This is a genomic window from Pedobacter sp. AC212, from assembly GCF_979258625.1.
The window spans coordinates 891,135-909,277 of sequence record NZ_OZ409870.1; the positions used below are offsets into that span (position 1 = coordinate 891,135).

An 18,143-nucleotide genomic window follows, 5' to 3' on the forward strand; every position below is an offset into this window, starting at 1 on the left:
AATTAAAAAATAAGAAGATGAACAGAAGAAACTTTTTAAGAAATACAGGTTTTGTAGCAGCAGGTTCGTTGTTTGTGCCTGCATTTATGAAACCACTTGAGGCGATGGCGCTTGATGAGCTAAGTTTATATAAAAATTTGGTGGTGGTGCAGCTTTCTGGTGGGAATGATGGCTTAAATACCGTTGTTCCATTTGGAAACGATATTTATTATCAGAAACGTAAGGGCATTGCTATTAAACCAGAAGAGGTGATTAAGCTGAATGATATGCAAGGTTTGAATCCGAATATGCAGGCACTGCAGGAAATTTACGATCAAGGCTGGATGACGATTATCAACGATGTTGGGTATCCAAACCCAGATCGTTCACATTTCCGTTCGATGGATATTTGGCAAACAGGAAGTGATAGCAATCAGTTTTTATCTACCGGTTGGATAGGAAGATACCTCGATAGCAATTGCCAAACCTGTAAATTTCCTTACACTGCCATAGAGGTTGATGACTCACTTTCTTTGGCGATGAAAGGACACACCAAGAAAGGAATAGCGCTCAAAGATCCAGCGGCTTTATATCGCAATACTAACGATCCTTTTTTTAAGGCCATGCTGAAGAGCGATAAGGAGCATTTGGATGAAGATAATTTAGGTTATTTGTACAAGACTATGATTGAGACACAATCATCGGCAAGTTACATTCAAAATACGTCTAAAATTTACCAATCGAAATCCACCTATCCTCAAAGTGGTTTTGCAAACCAATTGAAAACGGTATCCAAATTTATATCATCTGGATTGAAAACCAGGGTATATTACGTTTCTCTGAGCGGTTTCGATACACACGTTAACCAAATAAACCAGCAGGGAAATTTGCTGAAACAATACAGCGAAGGCATGGCTGCGTTTTTGAAAGACTTAAAATCGAACAATAAACTGGAAGATACTTTAGTGGTTACTTTTTCGGAATTTGGCCGTCGCGTAGAGCAGAATGCAAGTAACGGGACAGATCACGGTACCGCAAATAATATGTTCGTTTTTGGCGGAAGATTGAAAAAACAGGGGATATTTAACAGCGCTCCGAATTTAAGTGATTTAGATACTGGCGATTTGAAATATCAGCTGGATTTTAGACAGGTTTACGGCACCATTTTAGATAAATGGCTGGATGTAAACAATGCAGATATTTTAAATAAGAAGTTTAACACCTTAGATTTTATTTAAAATTTAAAAAAGTTCAGAAGAAATTTTTAAACCTAATTCATAAGCACAGCAAAAATTTCGGTCATGTTAACAAAAAGAGCTAATTAAAATTGGATTGGCTCTTTTTGCTTAAATTATGGAGACTTTAAATGACCAGAAAGCCTCAGATTTTTGGTGTGCTATTTTCTTTTAAGTACATACACGGGCCTGCTACTGTCGGCTCCAGTTTGTTCGGAAAAGACTTGAAAAAGCTCGTATCCATAAGATTTAACTTTATTCAAAAAATCCATCGCAGATTTAAATTCCATCCTTTTTCCATCATCATCTTTAATAAAACTGTCTTCTACATATTGTACATTTTGCCCATAATCTACAGCGATAAATACTTTCTCGGAGAATGTTCTGGAAATAGGTTTAAACTGAATGTAATCCGTTTTTAATTCGCTCAACCTGAGTCCACTTACAGTTTGGGCTTTTGCAATACTGGTTGCGAAGCAGGCGGCAAGTGCCGACGCAATTAATAATTTTTTCATGATTTGTTTCTTTTGTGTGTGAGTGTAAATTAATAAGAATCAATCAATGAAAAAACAGAAATCAATTTCGCAGTGTAACATTTTAGGCCAATATATATCTTAACCTAAAAAATTGAATGAACTTCTTAGGCAATATCATCTGGATTATTTTTGGCGGAATTTTTATATTTTTCGAATATATTATTGGTGGTTTAATCCTATGCTTAACCATTGTAGGTATTCCTTTCGGCATCCAGTGTTTTAAGTTTGCCATTGTTGGGTTAGCTCCGTTTGGCGTTAAAATCACCGATACTTCATCTAACACAGGTTGTCTATCTACCATCATGAATATCCTTTGGCTGGTTTGTGGCGGTTTTTGGATTGCGCTAACGCATTTGTTATTTGGCATTTTATTCTGCATTACCATTATCGGGATTCCTTTTGGCAGGCAGCATTTTAAATTGATGAATTTGGCTTTCACGCCCTTTGGTAAGTCAATTTCGTAAAAGGCTGCAGGTTTTGGTTACTAGCCCCGATTGTAATGGAATGCCCGAAGCGTAGCGAGGCATGAAATGAAAAGCGGGAACAAATTACCCAATGAAAACAAGATATTGCGCTCCAAAAACTATTGTATTAAACCAATTTTTTTAGAGTGCGCAATGGCCTCATTACTATTTTTAAATAAGCAGGCACAAACATTTTTCGCTTCTATTTTCTGAAGTAGTTCGCGGGTTTCATTTTCTTTTTCAGGACGAATATTTCGAATGTAAACCGCTTCGATATTTTTTGGATATTTTTCAACAATGGAGGCATATATGAATGGATCCTGCTGTGAATTATCGCCAAAAAAAATAAACTTTTGGTTCGGAAAGGCATCCAAAATACGCATTACCCGGAGCAATTTACCTTCATGACCAGTTTTACCGGTTTTAATTAAATCGCTCCAGCGTTTTAAAGTGTTCAGTAAAAAAGCACCATCTGGCAATTTGTTAAACTTAAATGTTTCCACCAAATAATCGTAAAGGTTCCATTCGCTGCTGCTTACATAAAAAAAAGGATTAGGCTGGTTCTTTTCGGTATGGGATAACGCTAGCTGCTGGTAATGACTGGAGGCATCTGGAAATGTTTTTCTGGTGTGCGGATTTTTGATAAAAAGTTCTCTCAACCTTCTTCCGATAGTAGCCGAGTGTGAAATCATAACGGTATCATCAATATCAGAAATGAAAGCATACTGTGTAATGTGCGGTACATAAACTTTGCCCTCGTTAGCAGCTAAAACCTGGTTATTTTCATCTAAAGCTTCAACTTTTAAAAAATGCCAGCCCGCTTCTACATCGTGTAGCGCTTCCCATTCAAATTTAAAGAAACCATCTTTTTCAGTTTTATTGTAAATGGTTTGATCGAAAAACTGCAACCTAATGTTAACTAAAGGATAGGGTTTTAAGATGAAAAGTTTCAGTAGATGAATAATATTTACGAAAATATTGTTGCTGTAAATTTGAGATGTTTTAGCCCTTTTTTTAAAAACATGGCCGTAAACTACGAGGTTATGTTTGTGGCCATAGCCATGGTAAATTTTTACGCTTACAGATTTATTCATCGAAGTTAAAACAGAGTGAATTAAAAGTTGTTTGTGAAGTAACGCATTTAAGGCTAAAACATGAAATTGCTATTTATCATTAATCCAGGTTCTGGAAGTCACGATATTAATTTAAAAGAAGTAATTTCTACTCACTTCAAAGGAGGAGATGTGAGCATCGAACTTTTTGAATTGCCAGATGATTGTTCGTTAGATAAAATAAAAGCTAAAATCGAACAGTCGCAACCCGACCGTGTGGTTGCCGTTGGCGGAGACGGAACGTTGAAACTGGTGGCCGAGTGTTTGTTAAATAAAGAAATTCCAATTGGGATTATCCCCGCAGGATCTGCAAACGGGATGGCCAAGGAGCTGGGAATACCTCAGGAAATTACCGAAGCACTTGATTTACTGAAAAATGGGAAAGCCCAAAAGATCCACGTGGTTAAAATAAATGAGGAAATATGCATTCATCTATCTGATCTGGGATTTAATGCTTACTTGGTAAAGAAGTTTGATACTTTGCCCGGGCGTGGAATGTGGGGATATGCTAAAGCGACATGGCATGCCTTATGGAATCATAAACGCATGGATGTTGAACTGAATATTAAGGGCGAGACCATTAAATCGAAAGCAGCCATGGTAGCCATTGCAAATGCGACGATGTATGGCTCGGGCTTAAAAATTAATCCTGATGGAAAGTTGGACGATGAACTTTTTGAAATCGTTTTGGTTAAAGATTATTCATACCTGGAGATATTGAAAGTTTGGATTACACGCCTTCCATTTAACCCTAAAAAAGTAGAAATTTTCCAAACATCGGCAATTAAAATTTCCTCCAAACACAAGGCTCATTTTCAGGTTGATGGCGAATATATAGGTAAAATAAATACGGTTGAAGCCCATATTTTACCCGCTGCGATAACGGTTATCGTGTAAAATAGATTAAGAAATTTTATTAATATTTTTGCGGTTTTTTATTTTTTTAAATTATTCTGGATCCAATTCCTGATATCATCAAAACGAAATTCCCCCATACTTGCAGAGATTACCAGATCATATTTTTGCTGCTGACCAGCTGTAATATCTAATCCATTTTCTAATAAGATGAGTCGCATCAAAGTATATGCAGTTCTTTTATTACCATCTACAAAAGGATGATTTATCACAATACTTTCTAAAATAGCTGAAGCTTTCTCTATTGGTGTTGGATATAAATCTTCATCGTTGAATGTAGCGAAGGGTCTAGCTAAAGCAGATTCAAGTAAACCAAAATCGCGAACTCCTTTACTTCCTCCAAACTTATCAATTAATATGTTGTGTATAATTTCGGTTTCCTTGATTGAAATCATTGAGCAAGTTTATGAAGTACCTCACTATCTTCGGATAGAATTTTTTTAAAGTTTGAAGTCAAAGTTGAATTAGAAGTTCTTTCTAGTTGAACTTCTTTAATTAAATCCAAAATATCAACAAGAAGCTTTTCTGGAACTTGATCCAAAGCCTTGTTTATCTCTTTTTTGATTTCTACTGCTGTCATAATCAAATTTAATAGTTTTATTTATTCAAAACATCATATTAGCATATTTTATGATAGGCTATTATTCCGATAGATTTGAATGGTAAAGTAGAGTCTGAAAAACTCAGCAATAAAACATATTTTAAATAGTATATCGAACCAGCGGTCGCCTAAATTTAAAATCTCGGGCAAAAAGGTTATAAAGCCAATGGAAAATATCCAAACGATTAACCTGAATGAGAATTGGATAAAGTAGGTAATAAAACCAAATTTTTTGAAAAGAAATAAGCCAACTGCCGATAGAAATAACGACAAAAACATAGGAAGCGTTAAAACAACTCTAATTTGAGATAAAAGTTGATCGGGTATTTCATTAATATGGGTAATAATTGCCCAAAATTGTTTAGCAAGGAGTAAAATGCTAATAACATCTAACAGGGCAAAAAACTTAGTGGCAGTTCTCATTTAGTTACAGTATTTGGCAAGATACTGATCTGCTAAACTACTACCCATATTTTTTACAAACAAAAAATCTTCGCAAGCACCTTGTTTATCACCTTGTTTAATTTTTTTTAAGCCGTTATCAATTCGCTCATTTAAATAATCGTCGTCAATACCCAACTGGTTTTTAATAGCAATAATCTGTGTTTCTTGTCCTGGTTTTGCCTGATCAATGTTTTTATAAAAATTAATCACAGAATTTGTCAAACCTTCTTCCGCCTGGTAACTACGAATGGCATCTTGCATATCTCTACTCGATTTACCTTCGCAATTAAAACCAGAAAGCTTAAAATTAACGGGTACTATCACTGCTGTTGTGGTATCATAACCGACAGGAACTTTCCATTTACCACTGCTTAGCCTCACCAACCGCAATGCTTCTTCGTCCAATTCGCTTAAAATGCTTTTGGTTACTCGTGAGGAATAAACATTTCCTTTTTCATCTAATTTAAAACTGATGTTTACGGTACCCTGGATACAGTTATTTTTTGAAAATGAGGGGTAAATGGTTTTTTCTCTTAAGAAATTCGTAAAACCATCCTTGCCTGTTTTAAATTGCAACTGTGCCATCGCAGCCGAACAGCAAAATATTAAAAAGATGGTAACTAGCCTTTTCATAATTACTAATTTACGGTTTTAGTCGCACTGCAGATATGCTTTCGTGGAATATAAACGTCACAATTGTAAAAAGATAACAACAGGAAGGTTAATAATGTTTAAATCAGTTATGCCAGATTATTTCGAATATTTTATTGTTGCCTGTTAAACGTAAATTTTAAGATCACGTTCGGGTCTGGGCAATTCCCCAGGTATTGGTTTCTTTCGCTAAACTTACAAACGCCAGGATAGTCGCCTTCGTAGTTTTCGATATTTTTTATCAGTTGAAAATGAAGGTGAGGTGGCCAGTTGCCATTTTCTTCTTTAATGCCGAGTTCGGCAATTTTTTTTCCGGCTAAAATCATTTTGCCTACTTTCAAATGGTTAATTGATGCTAAACTCAAGTGACCATAAAGCGCATGGAATTTGAAACCCTCGATATTGTAGCTTAAGATAATTGTGGCACCATAATCACCAAAAGCATTGTTGTTGGCAAAACTATGAACCTCGGCATCGTAAAAATTATAAATTGAAGTTCCAGCTTCGCCCCAAATATCTACCCCCAAATGTAACCGCCGGGGTTCTTCTGCACTACTAAAATGAGCACTTCGCGAATAAATCGTACGGTGCTCATTGTAACCGCCGATACCATAGCGAGCTTTAGCGGCGATGAGTTTTTGGTTAATCCACTCAGAAAAAACATCTGTATCGTTTAAAATTGCATCAGTCAATTCTAAATTCGAGTCAGTAAAATCGAGGGGTAAAAGTTGATCTTGTTTAAGATTAAAGTCGACAATTTTTTGAATGGCAGATGCATTTTCGTTAATAATTTGTTCAAAGGTTTTCATTAAAGCTGATCAAAAATATAAACGTAATTATAAATGTAATGTGACAATGCACCTCCAATAACAAAGAGATGCCACAGCTCGTGGCTATGCATCCAGCGAAACATTTGTTTATCCTTTGCGTAATAATACGTGCCACCGATGTAGAAAATGCCACCGAATAATAACCAAAAAATGGCTCCCAAGGGCAATGTGCCGAGCATTTTTTGTAGCAGTGGAACAATTAAACAGCCCATTAAAATATAAATGGCGAGGGATATAGCAGTGCTTTTGAGTTTGTTAAAAATTTTTAAAAGGCAACCAATTATTGCAATTAACCATACAATAGCAAATAAACTCCAGCGTAACCATCCATCAAAAACTAGTAGGGCAGTCGGGGTATATGATCCTGCAATCATCAAATAAATGCAGCAATGATCAAATTTTTGCCAAAAGCGAATACCATAATCACTAGCAGGAAAACCGTGATAAGTGGCACTTACGCCAAACAAAATAAATGTAGCAATGCTGTAAATCCAGGCTGCGGTGAATTGAATTGGTGTTTCGCATTTTTGGAGCAAAAAATAACCCGCTGGTATCGCTACCAATGCGGGTATAAAATGTGTAAAGAAGTTTACCGGTTCTCTTAATTTTCTCACGATAACTATTCTTCGCCTTCTTCTTTTTGTCTCGGTTCTTTAGCAATTTTATCAAACAAGTGATCCATGCGCTCTACATATTCATTTGTATCATCTACAAAAAAAGTAAGCTCTGGCACCACTCTAACCTGATGGCGGATTCTGGCGCCTAGTTTATATCGAATTTCACCAGCATGAGCATTTACCGTATTAATGGATAAAGTAGTATTGGTAGTATTAAAAAAACTCAAATATACCTTTGCTACAGCCAAATCTGGCGATACGCGAACACGTGTAATCGTTACCAGCGTATTCGGTAAAAATGCTCCACCCTCACGCTGAAAAACCTGTGCTAACTCCTCTTGTAGTACTCCTGCAAATTTCTGCTGACGTTTACTTTCCATAAATTTTATTTTTTCGTCATTGAGAGATGCCAAACAATCTTACTTGCAAATAGATTGCTGATGGCTCGCAACGACGGATTCTTAATTAATATAACAAATTGCTATCGTAAGGATACCTGGCTACATGTGCCGCTTTTACCTTATCATATAACAATGTTTTAAACTCTTCAATGTTTTCTTTTTCTGTAGCCGATATAAATAACACTGGGACCTTTCCATGGCTCATCCAGCTTTTCTTAAATTCATCAATGCTTAATTTACCATCATCGTCCTCATCTTCCACTTCTGGCGAAACGTAGGCATCAATTTTATTAAACACCAAAATCATATCCTTATCAATGGCGCCGATATCTTTTAGTGTTTCGTTTACAGTGTTAATCTGATCCTCGAAATTTGGATGTGAAACATCTACAACGTGAATCAATAAATCAGCTTCGCGAACTTCATCAAGGGTCGATTTAAAGCACTCTACCAAATGATGGGGTAGTTTTCTGATAAACCCAACAGTATCTGAAAGTAAGAAAGGCAAGTTTTCAATTACCACTTTTCTAACCGTAGTATCCAGCGTGGCAAAAAGCTTATTTTCGGCAAATACTTCCGATTTGGAAAGCATGTTCATGATAGTAGACTTGCCCACGTTGGTATATCCTACTAAAGCTACGCGAATCAGCTGACCACGATTTTTTCGCTGAGTTTCGTTTTGTCTATCTATATTTCTTAACCGCTCCTTCAGTAGCGAAATCTTATTTAAAATAATACGTCTATCACTCTCAATTTGCGTTTCTCCAGGTCCACGCATACCAATACCACCCTTTTGGCGCTCTAAGTGAGTCCACATACCCGTTAGTCGTGGCAATACATATTGAAGTTGAGCTAATTCTACCTGCGTTTTTGCTTGTGCCGTTTGGGCTCTGCTGGCAAAAATGTCGAGGATCAGATTGCTTCGATCTAAAACTTTTACACCCAACTCACGATCAATATTCCGCAACTGTGAGGGTGAAAGTTCGTCATCAAAAACAACGGTATCAATCTCTTCCGATTTTACATAAGCTTTAATCTCCTCTAGCTTTCCTGTACCCACAAATGTTGCCCGCTCAGGCTTCAGCATTTTTTGAGTAAATACTTTCTCTACTTGTCCTCCTGCTGTATCAACAAGAAAAGCCAATTCATCTAAATATTCTTTTGTTTGCTCTTCCTTTTCTCCTGGAGTAACAACGCCAACCAAAACGGCTCGTTCCTGCTTAATCGCAGTATCATAAAATTTTTGTTTTCCCATGTAATATGTACAAAGATACAAATTTTGCAAATTGAAAATTGGCTAAGCATACACAGCTGGCAACAACTTACATTCAAACAATAAGTCTGGTAAAAAGCAATAGCTTAAGCCCGTTTGCCATTTAATTGAATTATAATCTCGAAATTGATTAAGGATTCGGTTAGAACTTATCGGTTAATTAGTTTGAACAACATTTGGTTTTCAATTTTTGTTTAACCTTCAGTATCTAACTACAATATTATGTTCTAATTTAGATTGAAACTTATCTAACTTGAGGATGGATTTTTTTAGTACCAAAAGCATCTTTTTTACAGTTCTTGATTACCCGATGAGCTATCTCGAATTTTTTGCAGTAGTTACAGGGGTTATTTCGGTTATTTTATCTGCAAGGGCAAACATCTGGAGTTGGCCGGCAGGTATTGTCAATGTGTTTTTATCAGCTTTTTTTATTACCAGATACAGCTTTATCCTGATATGTTTTTAATGGGTTTCTTTTTCGTTACCAACATTCTCGGCTGGTGGCGATGGGCCAATCCGAAGCCGGAAGAAGAAGACATAAAGAAACAGTTGAAGATAAGCTTTATGCCCAGAAAGCAGTTTCTGATCTTTTTAGCTGTCGGTATAGTTGGAACAGTATTAATCGGTACACTGGCCGGACAGTTACATAACTGGTTCCCATTTGTTTTTAACCTGCCAAGCGCCTATCCCTTTGTCGATTCATTTATTCTAGTGATGAGTGTAATTACTACATTTTTAATGATTCAAAAGCGAATAGAATGTTGGATTATTTGGCTAATGATTGATGTTGTAGCGACCTATTTATACTTTTTGAAAGGCGCAATGTTTTTTGGTGTCGAATATATTCTTTTCACCATCATTGCAGCCTTTGCTTTATGGAATTGGATTAAAGAATATAAAAGCTACAGTAAAACCGAATGATAAGAGGTTTGGTAATTGGAAAATTTATGCCTATTCACAATGGACATATTCGGTTAATACAATTTGCCGCATCGCATTGCGATGAACTTATTGTTTCCATGAGCTTTACTCACCAAGATCCCATTGATGCTGAAAAAAGATTTAGTTGGATCAAAGAAATTTTTAAATCAGAACCTAAAATCAAGCCTTGCATAATTGCTGATGATTTTGATGATGAAGCATTAGCACTTATGCCTCGTACTAAAATTTGGGCAAATCGCATGAGGGAGGTTTATCCGAAAATTGATGTGCTTATTAGTTCAGAAGAATACGGAGAACCCTTTGCCTTTAATCTGGAAGCTGTGCATATTTTATGCGATTTTAAACGAATGGAGATTCCAGTTTCGGCAACGATGATTCGAACCAATCCTTTTAAATATTGGAGATTCATTCCTGATGTAGTTAAGCCGCATTTTGTAAAACGAGTTTGCTTCTATGGACCTGAAAGTACCGGAAAATCAACATTGGCAGAAAAAATGGCACTACATTATCAAACAGAATTTGTTCCTGAAGTGGCAAGAGAGCTGATATCATCGAATGATATTTCTGTTGATGATATAATTAAGATTGGCTTTGCACAAACGGAAAGAGTAAAGGGAAAAACAAAAATTGCTAACAAAGTACTTTTTTGCGATACAGATTTAATCACTACCAAAATTTATTCGCAGCATTATTTAGGTGTTGTGCCAGAAGTTTTAACGGTGCTTGAAAATGAAATTGTTTACGATTTATATTTTTTGTTGGATATTGATGTGGAATGGGTAGCCGATGATTTAAGGGATTTCGGCGATAGAAGGCAAGAAATGTTCAATTTATTTAAGGCCGAATTAGAAAGCCGAGGGATAAATTATAATCTAATTAGTGGAAATTATCAGCAACGGGAAGCAAAAGTTAAATCCATTATTGATCAATTTTTTCAACATTAAAATATAATAGTATACTTATCGGAAGTTGGATTGCCGACTCCATCCTCAAAAAAAATAAAACATAATCAGTAATAGTCGGTTAATATAATGGCGCTCGGAATAAATGTTTAACTTAAAATTTATTGCCATGAAAAATGTAAATACACCTAAGAACAATCCTACAACCCAAGGAAGTTCGATTGCAGACAGAGCAAATCACGATGTAAAAGTTGACAAGAAAATGCAGGGAATAATGAATGGTGGAGGTCAGCGTTCCGATCAAACATCGAATAAAGATAATCAACGTAAAGTTGATAATAAGAAATAGCGTAAAATTCAAAACGGAAGATTGGTACGGGTTAAGAGCCCAAAACCATCTTCCGTTTTACTTCATTAATTTTCGATTTCAAGAAAATTCTTTAGCCAGCTTAATAATATCTTTTCCTTCCAAAATTCTTCTTTCGCTTTGATAATATAATGTATTAATCATCGCATCTCCGAGTTCGGTCATCGTACAAAAACCATTCGGGAAAAATTTTCTTCCAATAGGAAACATCCAGTTGATATACTTATAAAAATTGTGGGCAAATTTTTGTCCTTTAAGTGGTTTGATAAAACCCGGGCGGAAGTGATAAACCTGCTTAAAAGGTAATTTGGTTAATTCGCTTTCTGTTTTACCTTTTACCTTCTGCCAGTTTAATCTTCCATTTATATCTGTTCCACTGCCAGAAACATAACAAAAAGTCATATTATCATTTAACTTAACCAAAGTATCTGCAACATGCATCGTAAGTGTATAAGTCATGCGATAATAAGTATCGTTATCAACCCCAACTGATGAAATACCAAGACAGAAGAAGCAAGCGTTGTAACCTTTCAGTTCATCTTCGATAGCTTTGAAATTAAAAAAATCCTGGTGAACAATTTCCTTAAGTTTAGCATGAACATAACCGCATGGTTTCCGGTTAATTACCAAAATTGAATCTATTTCGGGGTTATTTAGGCACTGGATTAATACACCTTCGCCAACCATACCTGTGCTTCCGGTAATAATAACGTTGTTAAGTGATCTCGTTTTTCCCATTTAAATTGATGTTTAATAATTAACTTTTAAAGTTAATCTTTGTTTGGCTTAATAAAATCTACGTAGCTTCGCTTCACATACATCAGTATTTCATAATCATTCATTTTTCTAATTTCGGCAGCAGAAGGACGATATATTTCAATAAAATTATTTAATGAATCATCTTCCAGTTTAGTGATGGAACTTATTTTTTCTGGTGAGAAACGATTATTGATATAATTTGTTTCCTCATCTTTTAACTGCACTTTCTTTAATTTTGAAAGTGAATTTTTATTCTTTGTGAGTAAACCAATTGTTCTTAAAACATCCAGACTTAAAATAGAGGAAGTGGAGTTGGAAACCAGGTTTGATCCTGGCGTTTTATAGCGCAAACCTTTCTTAACCAGTACATCTTTAATGGATGGGTCTTTATAAGCGAAAACCTTTGCGAAATCTTCCCGTATCTGCAACGAGTCTTTAAGGTAATCTCTTTTAGAATAAATGGTAACATCATTTAAATTGATAGCAACCGAACGCAAAAGGACGATTACATCTTTAAAGTTGTTATTTAGATTTAATTCCTTTTCTTCATAGCCTAACTTATTAATTTTTAAAATTTGGATAGACGGATTTTTCGGAAATGAAAATTTTCCGGTACTCGAGGTTATGCTTACTTCATTTCCGTATTTGACTACCGCATTTTCGATCGGAATTCTGGAAATATGATCCAACACTTGTCCGCTAATTTGTTGGGAAAATAAGCGATTGGAGATCATGATTAGCACAAAGAAGAAGAAATATTTCATTGCTAGCTAATCTAAAGGATAATTAAATGTCTATTAAAATTTTAACATAGATTAACCTTGTTTGGAAATACAAAAGGGTTTCGATACTATCAAAACCCTTTTGTATGTGTTACTTAATCACTGTGCCGACCATTTTATAATCTTTAGGCGGCTCAGCTCCTAATAAATGCTGTACAAAATAATCCCATCTTCTTCTCATCATGTAAGCAGAATACGGACCATAACCATGTGCACTATTCGGGAAAATCACTAAATCGAAACTTTTATTAGCCTTTTGTAAAGCTTCCACAACTAATAAAGTATTATAAGGTGGTACGTTATCATCCATCATTCCATGAACCAACATCAGCTTTCCTTTTAAATTTTTGGCATAAGTTTGATTGGCTTGCGCTGCATAATCTACGTTTTCTGCTAATCCATTGTAGCGTTCGCCCCAATCATCCTCATAATTTCTATTGTCGTGGTTTCCTGATTCTGATATTCCTACCTTAAAGAAATCTGGGTAGCGGAACATTGCTGCCGCTGTTGCAAACCCACCGCCAGAATGCCCCCAGATACCAACTTTGGCCGTATCAATTGGGTATTTGGTAGCCAGTTGTTTGATCGCAGTGATTTGATCCGGCAATGTATTTTCGGCCATATTGCCATAATTCATGTCGTGGTAGCTTTTAGATCGACCTGGGTTACTTGTTCCTTCAAGTACCACTACAATAAAACCTAATTCTGCTAAAGCTTGGTTATCGCCACGCGATGCTGAAAAGAACCAGCTGCCCACACTTCCACCTTGTGGACCTGGATAAATGTAATCGATTACCGGATATTTTTTAGTGGCATCCATTTTTGATGGCGTAAATACCAAACCGTAAATGTCAGTCTTGCCATCATTGGCTTTTACAGTAATTGGTGCAGGCGCTTTCCAGCCTGTTGCTGTTAATCTCGAAACATCCGTTTTAGCTAGTTCGCTAACTACCTTGCCATTTATGTCCTTTAAAACAACATTCGCTGGAACGTTAGGTTGAGAATAATTATCGATGAAAAATTTTCCTGATGGGGAGAAAGTAACCATGTGGTTACCTAGTTCTGGTGTTAAATCTTTTAAGTTTTTACCATCGAAACCAATCGTAAAAAAGTGGCCAAAATAGGGATTCAATTTATCTTGACCATTGGCAATGAAATAAAGCATACGTGTTTTTTCATCCACTTTAAGCAACCTTGTAACTACCCAATCTCCTTTTGTAATTTGATTTTTTACTTTGCCCGTAGTGGCGTCATAAAGATATAAATGACCCCAATTATCCCGTTCAGAATACCAAATTATTTCTTTGCTTGCTGGTAAGTATCTCCAATTAATGGTGCCTTGACCCGATTCGAATTGTGTTTTTGCGGTTTCTTCAAATACTTCTCGTACATCACCTGTGCTTGCATTTGCGATGCGAAATTTCTCATTTTTGTGGTCTCTCGAGGTAGATACAAAAGCAACTTCCGATCCATCAGCCTTCCAATCAATATCATCAAAAGTTCCACTGCTCGAAATGTCATCACTCAAAGTACCACGGTGCGGATCAGGTGCAATGTTTAAAGAAATTACCTTTGGGGTTTCGATATCGATAATCACACGTCTGATGGTAGGGATTTCTTTATCTCCCGGCAATGGATATTTCCAGGTCTCTAATTTTGGAGCACCAACATTGGTGGTTACCAAATACATATCTTTCGAATTTCTTTGGTCTTGCTGGAAAGTTGTAATTTTCTTAGAATCTGGCGACCAGCGTAAGATCGGCGCATCGCTATGTCTCCAACCAGCATTGTCAGTTGCGTAACCATAATCTTTCACGCCATCAGTAGTTAACTGAGTGAGTTTGCTTGATGCCACATCTTTCACATATAAATTATAATCTTTAATCAAAATGGCTTTTTTTCCATCAGGAGAAAGTACTTCATCGCCACCGCCCCTTCTTCTTGCAGTAGGAGGAGGCGAGGCCAAACCTTTTCCATATTCTGTAGTTAAGGTTTTCGTTTTCTTGTCAGGATTTACCAAAAAGGTTTGTGTACCATTAGCATTTTTAATAGTAAACCAAAAGTTATCACCTTCAAGCCAATTGGGTGTAACACCTACACTATCAATGTATTTAGAAGTGTTGTAAGCCATAAAGCTTTCCGCATGTTCATAATCTTTTTCGGTTAAAACTTTCTGCTGCGCATCTGCCGAAGTCATTATGGACAGGGCAATTGCAGTTAGCCAATATTTATTCATAATAGTCAGTTGGTTAATCTTTGGGATAAAATTAAGAGTGTTTCGTGAGATCAGATTAATTTAGCAAGAATAATACAAATTAAGGTTTCTAAAATAAGCTTAAGCTAGGTTACGCTAACAGCTTAAATAAAAAATGCCATCTTAAAAAAGATAGCATTTTGCGGAGAGAGCGGGATTCGAACCCGCGGTACCGTTAAGTACACACGCTTTCCAAGCGTGCTCGATCGACCACTCTGACACCTCTCCGGATTATATAATTTTTTCTTGTTTCAAATAACTGTAACCATTTACCGATTTGTAATATTGTTCTCTTCTAAAAGCTTCACCTCTTGTACTAAACATTTCATGAAAATGAATAATAAGAGGTCGTCTGCCTTTTGTAGATTTCACATCTCCTTTATTATGTTTAATCAGTCTTGCTTCCAAATTCTCGGTACTGCCATAATAATATCTTCCATCTTTTAAGCTTTTTAGAATGTAACTATAAAACATACTATATTTTAAAATAAGTATACAAACTATTTAAATACTATCACACGCTTTCCAAGCGTGCTCGATCGACCACTCCCCGTAGGGGTCCTTTGGACTGACACCTCTCCTCAGTGGTTTGCAAAAGTAATTTTTTTATTCAAAAAAAATGCTTCCAATTTTCACAGGAAGCATTTTTATTTGATGAGTTGTTAAATTAATCAACAACTGTAATTTTTAACATATTGGTTTTTCCTTTTGCTTCTATTGGAATTGCCGCAGTATTAATTAAAATATCGCCTTGCTTAACCAATTTTTTGCTTTTTAAGAATTCGTTCACCTCAATAATGGTGTTGTCTGTACTTTCCCATTTATCATAGTAAAAACCTCTAACGCCCCATAATAAGCTAACTGCATTTAAAAGTGCTCTATTACTCGTGAAGATGAAAGTTAAAGCCTCCGGTCTGTGGCTAGAAATTTCAAAAGCAGTATAACCACTTAAAGTCATTGATACAATACCAACAGCATTGGTTTGCTTAGCTAAGAAACAAGCAGAATCGCAAATTGCATCGCTTAAAAAAGATGCAGATTTTGGTTTCAAAAACTTATCTGGATTAAATGGATAATTGTTTTGCTCAATGTTTTGAATGATTTTCTGCATCGTTTCTATAACGATCAAAGGAAATTCTCCAACTGAAGTTTCACCACTTAACATTACCGCATCTGCACCATCTAGTACTGAATTGGCTACGTCATTCACCTCTGCACGAGTCGGGCGAGGCGTAGTGATCATACTTTCCAGCATTTGAGTGGCTACAATTACAGGTTTTGAAGCTGCTCTACATTTAGCAACAATCATTTTTTGTAATAAAGGAACTTCTTCCATTGGGCATTCAACACCCAAATCTCCACGGGCAACCATAATACCATCGGTAACCGCTATAATTTCATCGATATTGGCAATAGCTTCTGGTTTTTCAATTTTTGCAATTACACGGGCAGTTTTACCACGTTCTGCAATAATTTTTTTCAGTTCGATAATATCTTCAGCTTTACGAACGAAAGATAAACCTATCCATTCTACATCATTTTCTAAAACGAATTCCAGGTTTTCTCTATCTTCTGGAGTTAAAGATGGGATAGAAACCTTTGTGTTTTGGAAGGTTTACTCCTTTTCTTGAAGTTAAGATTCCGCCGTGAACGATCTCACAAAGCACCTCATCTTTAAGATTGGTAGAGATAACTTTCATTTGCAGTTTTCCATCATCCAAAAGGATGATTTCACCTGCCTGAACATCTTGAGGAAAGTTCTGATACGTTATATAAATACGTTCTTCGTTACCAATACATTCTTGTGTAGTGATAACGGTGGTTTTACCATTAATTAAGTTAATCCCGCCTTCTTTTACTAAACCGATACGAATTTTTGGGCCTTGTAAATCTGCAAGGATACCTACATTATAATCGTATTTTTTATTTAAATCGCGGATGGTATCTAAAACGGCCTGATGATCTGCTTGAGAACCATGCGAGAAATTTAGACGGCAAACATCCAAACCTGCGTTAAACATACTATATAATACTTCTGGTTTTGCTGATGCTGGCCCAAGCGTAGCAACAATTTTAGTTCTTGAATGAAAAGGTTTCATTTAATTATTTGATTTTAGCAATGCAGTTTCAGAAAACGCTAATTAATTATCTAAAATAATTAAACTGCATTAAATTTTATATATTTTGTTTTTTGTTCGTTGTTTATAACCGTCAAATATAGTGTATTTAATACACCAAGTATATAATTTTTATATTACCAAATTCTCTTTACTCTTTAATTTGGTTGGATCTATTTTTGCAGCAACTTGAATATCAGGCAGTTTGTTTAATCCATTAATTAAATAATTAAGATCTTCCTTGTCGATAAATTCCTTAATTATGATAAAAAAATCTACATTTCCCATTTCAGGAACCAGCAAACCATCGCTACTTCTGTTACTAATAAGGTAATATTCAATCTCGCCTTGCTCTACAAAAAAATAATATTTAGAGAAAGACCACGCCGGTTCATCAATGTTAAAAAATATTTCATGGTCTTCAATTTTCTCAAATTCGGTGTTCAACCTCGTATTAATTTTGTGGCATAGCACATAGTCTTTTAGGGGTGCTGTGATCGCAATTAGTATAAAATCAAGGTCTAACGTTAATTTCAGGTAAGTTCTATTCAAGTCGAAATAAATTATTTACAGAACGAAATTAAAAAACTAATTCTATATTCGCTTGTTATTTGAGAGCCAAATTTAGGTGTCGAAATAAAAACATTTGAAAATTGTAAGAATTTATTTTTCTTTGCACAGAATTATTTAACCATTAAATTATAAAATTATGTCTGATATTGCTTCAAGAGTTAAGGCTATTATCGTAGAAAAACTAGGTGTTGACGAAAGCGAAGTTACGCCAGAGGCTTCATTCACCAACGATTTGGGTGCAGATTCTTTAGATACCGTAGAATTGATTATGGAATTTGAAAAAGAATTTAATGTAGCTATCCCTGACGATCAGGCTGAAACCATCGGTACAGTTGGTCAAGCGATTGCTTATTTGGAAAAAAACGTTAAATAGAATTACGCTTTTTCAG

22 protein-coding genes, 1 tRNA gene and 1 pseudogene are annotated in these 18,143 nt (G+C 35.7%); 7 read left to right on the forward strand and 17 right to left on the reverse strand.

What is annotated here, in order from left to right; translation table 11 throughout:
- Positions 1-17: 17 nt before the first annotated feature.
- Positions 18-1,217, forward strand: a complete 1,200-nt coding sequence (locus tag ACZZZC_RS03840) for a DUF1501 domain-containing protein (RefSeq protein ID WP_463484916.1) — start codon at positions 18-20, stop codon at positions 1,215-1,217.
- Between the two features lie 158 nt (positions 1,218-1,375).
- On the opposite strand, the gene ACZZZC_RS03845 is transcribed toward ACZZZC_RS03840, so the two are convergent.
- The gene (locus tag ACZZZC_RS03845; RefSeq protein ID WP_463484917.1) at positions 1,376-1,729 is read right to left on the reverse strand and encodes a hypothetical protein; all 354 of its coding nucleotides are present in this window, start codon (positions 1,727-1,729) and stop codon (positions 1,376-1,378) included.
- A 116-nt stretch (positions 1,730-1,845) separates the two neighbouring features.
- Here ACZZZC_RS03845 and ACZZZC_RS03850 point away from each other — a divergent pair, with 116 nt between their 5' ends.
- On the forward strand, positions 1,846-2,214 hold the full coding sequence (locus ACZZZC_RS03850) for a YccF domain-containing protein (protein WP_265798565.1): 369 nt from the start codon (positions 1,846-1,848) through the stop codon (positions 2,212-2,214).
- Positions 2,215-2,333: 119 nt separating this feature from the next.
- Here ACZZZC_RS03850 and ACZZZC_RS03855 read toward each other — a convergent pair whose 3' ends face one another.
- On the reverse strand, positions 2,334-3,308 hold the full coding sequence (locus ACZZZC_RS03855; protein WP_463484918.1) for an App1 family protein: 975 nt from the start codon (positions 3,306-3,308) through the stop codon (positions 2,334-2,336).
- Positions 3,309-3,368: 60 nt separating this feature from the next.
- On the opposite strand from ACZZZC_RS03855, the gene ACZZZC_RS03860 reads away from it, so the two are divergent.
- Positions 3,369-4,223 (forward strand): diacylglycerol/lipid kinase family protein, encoded by an 855-nt coding sequence (locus tag ACZZZC_RS03860; protein ID WP_463484919.1) that lies wholly within the window; start codon positions 3,369-3,371, stop codon positions 4,221-4,223.
- Between the two features lie 38 nt (positions 4,224-4,261).
- Here ACZZZC_RS03860 and ACZZZC_RS03865 read toward each other — a convergent pair whose 3' ends face one another.
- From ACZZZC_RS03865 to hflX, 8 genes are all read right to left on the reverse strand, one after another.
- Positions 4,262-4,636: a type II toxin-antitoxin system death-on-curing family toxin gene (locus tag ACZZZC_RS03865; RefSeq protein WP_463484920.1), complete on the reverse strand. Its 375-nt coding sequence runs from the start codon at positions 4,634-4,636 to the stop codon at positions 4,262-4,264.
- On the reverse strand, positions 4,633-4,821 hold the full coding sequence (locus tag ACZZZC_RS03870; RefSeq protein WP_463484921.1) for a hypothetical protein: 189 nt from the start codon (positions 4,819-4,821) through the stop codon (positions 4,633-4,635). The genes ACZZZC_RS03865 and ACZZZC_RS03870 overlap by 4 nt, the downstream gene beginning before the upstream one ends.
- Positions 4,822-4,869: 48 nt before the next feature.
- Positions 4,870-5,265: a hypothetical protein gene (locus ACZZZC_RS03875; RefSeq protein ID WP_463484922.1), complete on the reverse strand. Its 396-nt coding sequence runs from the start codon at positions 5,263-5,265 to the stop codon at positions 4,870-4,872.
- Entirely contained in the window at positions 5,266-5,919 is a 654-nt protein-coding gene (locus tag ACZZZC_RS03880) for an energy transducer TonB (protein ID WP_463484923.1), read from the reverse strand. It abuts the gene before it with no gap.
- Positions 5,920-6,050: 131 nt separating this feature from the next.
- Complete coding sequence (locus ACZZZC_RS03885; RefSeq protein WP_463484924.1) at positions 6,051-6,746, reverse strand: peptidoglycan DD-metalloendopeptidase family protein; 696 nt, start codon at positions 6,744-6,746, stop codon at positions 6,051-6,053.
- Positions 6,746-7,381: a PAQR family membrane homeostasis protein TrhA gene (trhA, locus tag ACZZZC_RS03890; protein WP_463484925.1), complete on the reverse strand. Its 636-nt coding sequence runs from the start codon at positions 7,379-7,381 to the stop codon at positions 6,746-6,748. The genes ACZZZC_RS03885 and trhA overlap by 1 nt, the downstream gene beginning before the upstream one ends.
- A gap of 5 nt (positions 7,382-7,386) precedes the next feature.
- Positions 7,387-7,764 carry a 30S ribosome-binding factor RbfA gene (gene rbfA, locus ACZZZC_RS03895; RefSeq protein WP_056848286.1) on the reverse strand — a complete coding sequence of 126 codons (378 nt, stop codon included), beginning with the start codon at positions 7,762-7,764 and terminating at the stop codon, positions 7,387-7,389.
- 85 nt (positions 7,765-7,849) lie between these two features.
- Complete coding sequence (hflX, locus tag ACZZZC_RS03900) at positions 7,850-9,040, reverse strand: GTPase HflX (protein WP_056848287.1); 1,191 nt, start codon at positions 9,038-9,040, stop codon at positions 7,850-7,852.
- Between the two features lie 381 nt (positions 9,041-9,421).
- On the opposite strand from hflX, the gene pnuC reads away from it, so the two are divergent.
- The 3 genes from pnuC (at position 9,422) to ACZZZC_RS03915 (ending at position 11,251) form a co-directional block, all read left to right on the forward strand.
- Entirely contained in the window at positions 9,422-9,979 is a 558-nt protein-coding gene (gene pnuC, locus ACZZZC_RS03905) for a nicotinamide riboside transporter PnuC (protein WP_463488227.1), read from the forward strand.
- A complete protein-coding gene (locus ACZZZC_RS03910) occupies positions 9,976-10,944 on the forward strand; it encodes an AAA family ATPase (RefSeq protein WP_463484927.1) in 969 nt (322 codons plus the stop codon). Before pnuC ends, ACZZZC_RS03910 begins: the two co-directional genes overlap by 4 nt.
- Before the next feature lie 127 nt (positions 10,945-11,071).
- Positions 11,072-11,251 carry a hypothetical protein gene (locus ACZZZC_RS03915; RefSeq protein WP_463484928.1) on the forward strand — a complete coding sequence of 60 codons (180 nt, stop codon included), beginning with the start codon at positions 11,072-11,074 and terminating at the stop codon, positions 11,249-11,251.
- A 78-nt stretch (positions 11,252-11,329) separates the two neighbouring features.
- Here the strand turns inward: ACZZZC_RS03915 and ACZZZC_RS03920 are convergent, their stop codons facing one another.
- From ACZZZC_RS03920 to ACZZZC_RS03950, 7 genes and pseudogenes are all read right to left on the reverse strand, one after another.
- Complete coding sequence (locus ACZZZC_RS03920) at positions 11,330-12,007, reverse strand: Rossmann-fold NAD(P)-binding domain-containing protein (protein ID WP_463484929.1); 678 nt, start codon at positions 12,005-12,007, stop codon at positions 11,330-11,332.
- 32 nt (positions 12,008-12,039) lie between these two features.
- Complete coding sequence (locus ACZZZC_RS03925; RefSeq protein WP_463484930.1) at positions 12,040-12,792, reverse strand: peptidase associated/transthyretin-like domain-containing protein; 753 nt, start codon at positions 12,790-12,792, stop codon at positions 12,040-12,042.
- Positions 12,793-12,901: 109 nt separating this feature from the next.
- A complete protein-coding gene (locus tag ACZZZC_RS03930) occupies positions 12,902-15,046 on the reverse strand; it encodes a S9 family peptidase (protein WP_463486629.1) in 2,145 nt (714 codons plus the stop codon).
- Between the two features lie 161 nt (positions 15,047-15,207).
- Positions 15,208-15,292: transfer RNA gene (locus tag ACZZZC_RS03935), tRNA-Ser, on the reverse strand.
- A 3-nt stretch (positions 15,293-15,295) separates the two neighbouring features.
- Complete coding sequence (locus ACZZZC_RS03940; protein ID WP_463484932.1) at positions 15,296-15,538, reverse strand: GIY-YIG nuclease family protein; 243 nt, start codon at positions 15,536-15,538, stop codon at positions 15,296-15,298.
- A gap of 193 nt (positions 15,539-15,731) precedes the next feature.
- Positions 15,732-17,163: pseudogene (gene pyk / locus ACZZZC_RS03945) on the reverse strand (pyruvate kinase).
- A 150-nt stretch (positions 17,164-17,313) separates the two neighbouring features.
- Positions 17,314-17,733, reverse strand: a complete 420-nt coding sequence (locus ACZZZC_RS03950; RefSeq protein WP_056848295.1) for an IPExxxVDY family protein — start codon at positions 17,731-17,733, stop codon at positions 17,314-17,316.
- Between the two features lie 157 nt (positions 17,734-17,890).
- Between ACZZZC_RS03950 and ACZZZC_RS03955 the strand changes: the two genes are divergently transcribed.
- A complete protein-coding gene (locus tag ACZZZC_RS03955) occupies positions 17,891-18,127 on the forward strand; it encodes an acyl carrier protein (protein WP_008508386.1) in 237 nt (78 codons plus the stop codon).
- The last annotated feature ends 16 nt before the right edge of the window (positions 18,128-18,143 follow it).

Excerpts from the sequence above, each read along its gene's own strand:
- ACZZZC_RS03840 (WP_463484916.1), top strand. The coding sequence starts at position 18 with ATGAACAGAAGAAACTTTTTAAGAAATACAGGTTTTGTAGCAGCAGGT.
- ACZZZC_RS03845 (WP_463484917.1), bottom strand. The coding sequence starts at position 1,729 with ATGAAAAAATTATTAATTGCGTCGGCACTTGCCGCCTGCTTCGCAACC.
- ACZZZC_RS03850 (WP_265798565.1), top strand. The coding sequence starts at position 1,846 with ATGAACTTCTTAGGCAATATCATCTGGATTATTTTTGGCGGAATTTTT.
- ACZZZC_RS03855 (WP_463484918.1), bottom strand. The coding sequence starts at position 3,308 with ATGAATAAATCTGTAAGCGTAAAAATTTACCATGGCTATGGCCACAAA.
- ACZZZC_RS03860 (WP_463484919.1), top strand. The coding sequence starts at position 3,369 with ATGAAATTGCTATTTATCATTAATCCAGGTTCTGGAAGTCACGATATT.
- ACZZZC_RS03865 (WP_463484920.1), bottom strand. The coding sequence starts at position 4,636 with ATGATTTCAATCAAGGAAACCGAAATTATACACAACATATTAATTGAT.
- ACZZZC_RS03870 (WP_463484921.1), bottom strand. The coding sequence starts at position 4,821 with ATGACAGCAGTAGAAATCAAAAAAGAGATAAACAAGGCTTTGGATCAA.
- ACZZZC_RS03875 (WP_463484922.1), bottom strand. The coding sequence starts at position 5,265 with ATGAGAACTGCCACTAAGTTTTTTGCCCTGTTAGATGTTATTAGCATT.
- ACZZZC_RS03880 (WP_463484923.1), bottom strand. The coding sequence starts at position 5,919 with ATGAAAAGGCTAGTTACCATCTTTTTAATATTTTGCTGTTCGGCTGCG.
- ACZZZC_RS03885 (WP_463484924.1), bottom strand. The coding sequence starts at position 6,746 with ATGAAAACCTTTGAACAAATTATTAACGAAAATGCATCTGCCATTCAA.
- rbfA (WP_056848286.1), bottom strand. The coding sequence starts at position 7,764 with ATGGAAAGTAAACGTCAGCAGAAATTTGCAGGAGTACTACAAGAGGAG.
- hflX (WP_056848287.1), bottom strand. The coding sequence starts at position 9,040 with ATGGGAAAACAAAAATTTTATGATACTGCGATTAAGCAGGAACGAGCC.
- ACZZZC_RS03910 (WP_463484927.1), top strand. The coding sequence starts at position 9,976 with ATGATAAGAGGTTTGGTAATTGGAAAATTTATGCCTATTCACAATGGA.
- ACZZZC_RS03915 (WP_463484928.1), top strand. The coding sequence starts at position 11,072 with ATGAAAAATGTAAATACACCTAAGAACAATCCTACAACCCAAGGAAGT.
- ACZZZC_RS03920 (WP_463484929.1), bottom strand. The coding sequence starts at position 12,007 with ATGGGAAAAACGAGATCACTTAACAACGTTATTATTACCGGAAGCACA.
- ACZZZC_RS03925 (WP_463484930.1), bottom strand. The coding sequence starts at position 12,792 with ATGAAATATTTCTTCTTCTTTGTGCTAATCATGATCTCCAATCGCTTA.
- ACZZZC_RS03930 (WP_463486629.1), bottom strand. The coding sequence starts at position 15,046 with ATGAATAAATATTGGCTAACTGCAATTGCCCTGTCCATAATGACTTCG.
- ACZZZC_RS03940 (WP_463484932.1), bottom strand. The coding sequence starts at position 15,538 with ATGTTTTATAGTTACATTCTAAAAAGCTTAAAAGATGGAAGATATTAT.
- ACZZZC_RS03955 (WP_008508386.1), top strand. The coding sequence starts at position 17,891 with ATGTCTGATATTGCTTCAAGAGTTAAGGCTATTATCGTAGAAAAACTA.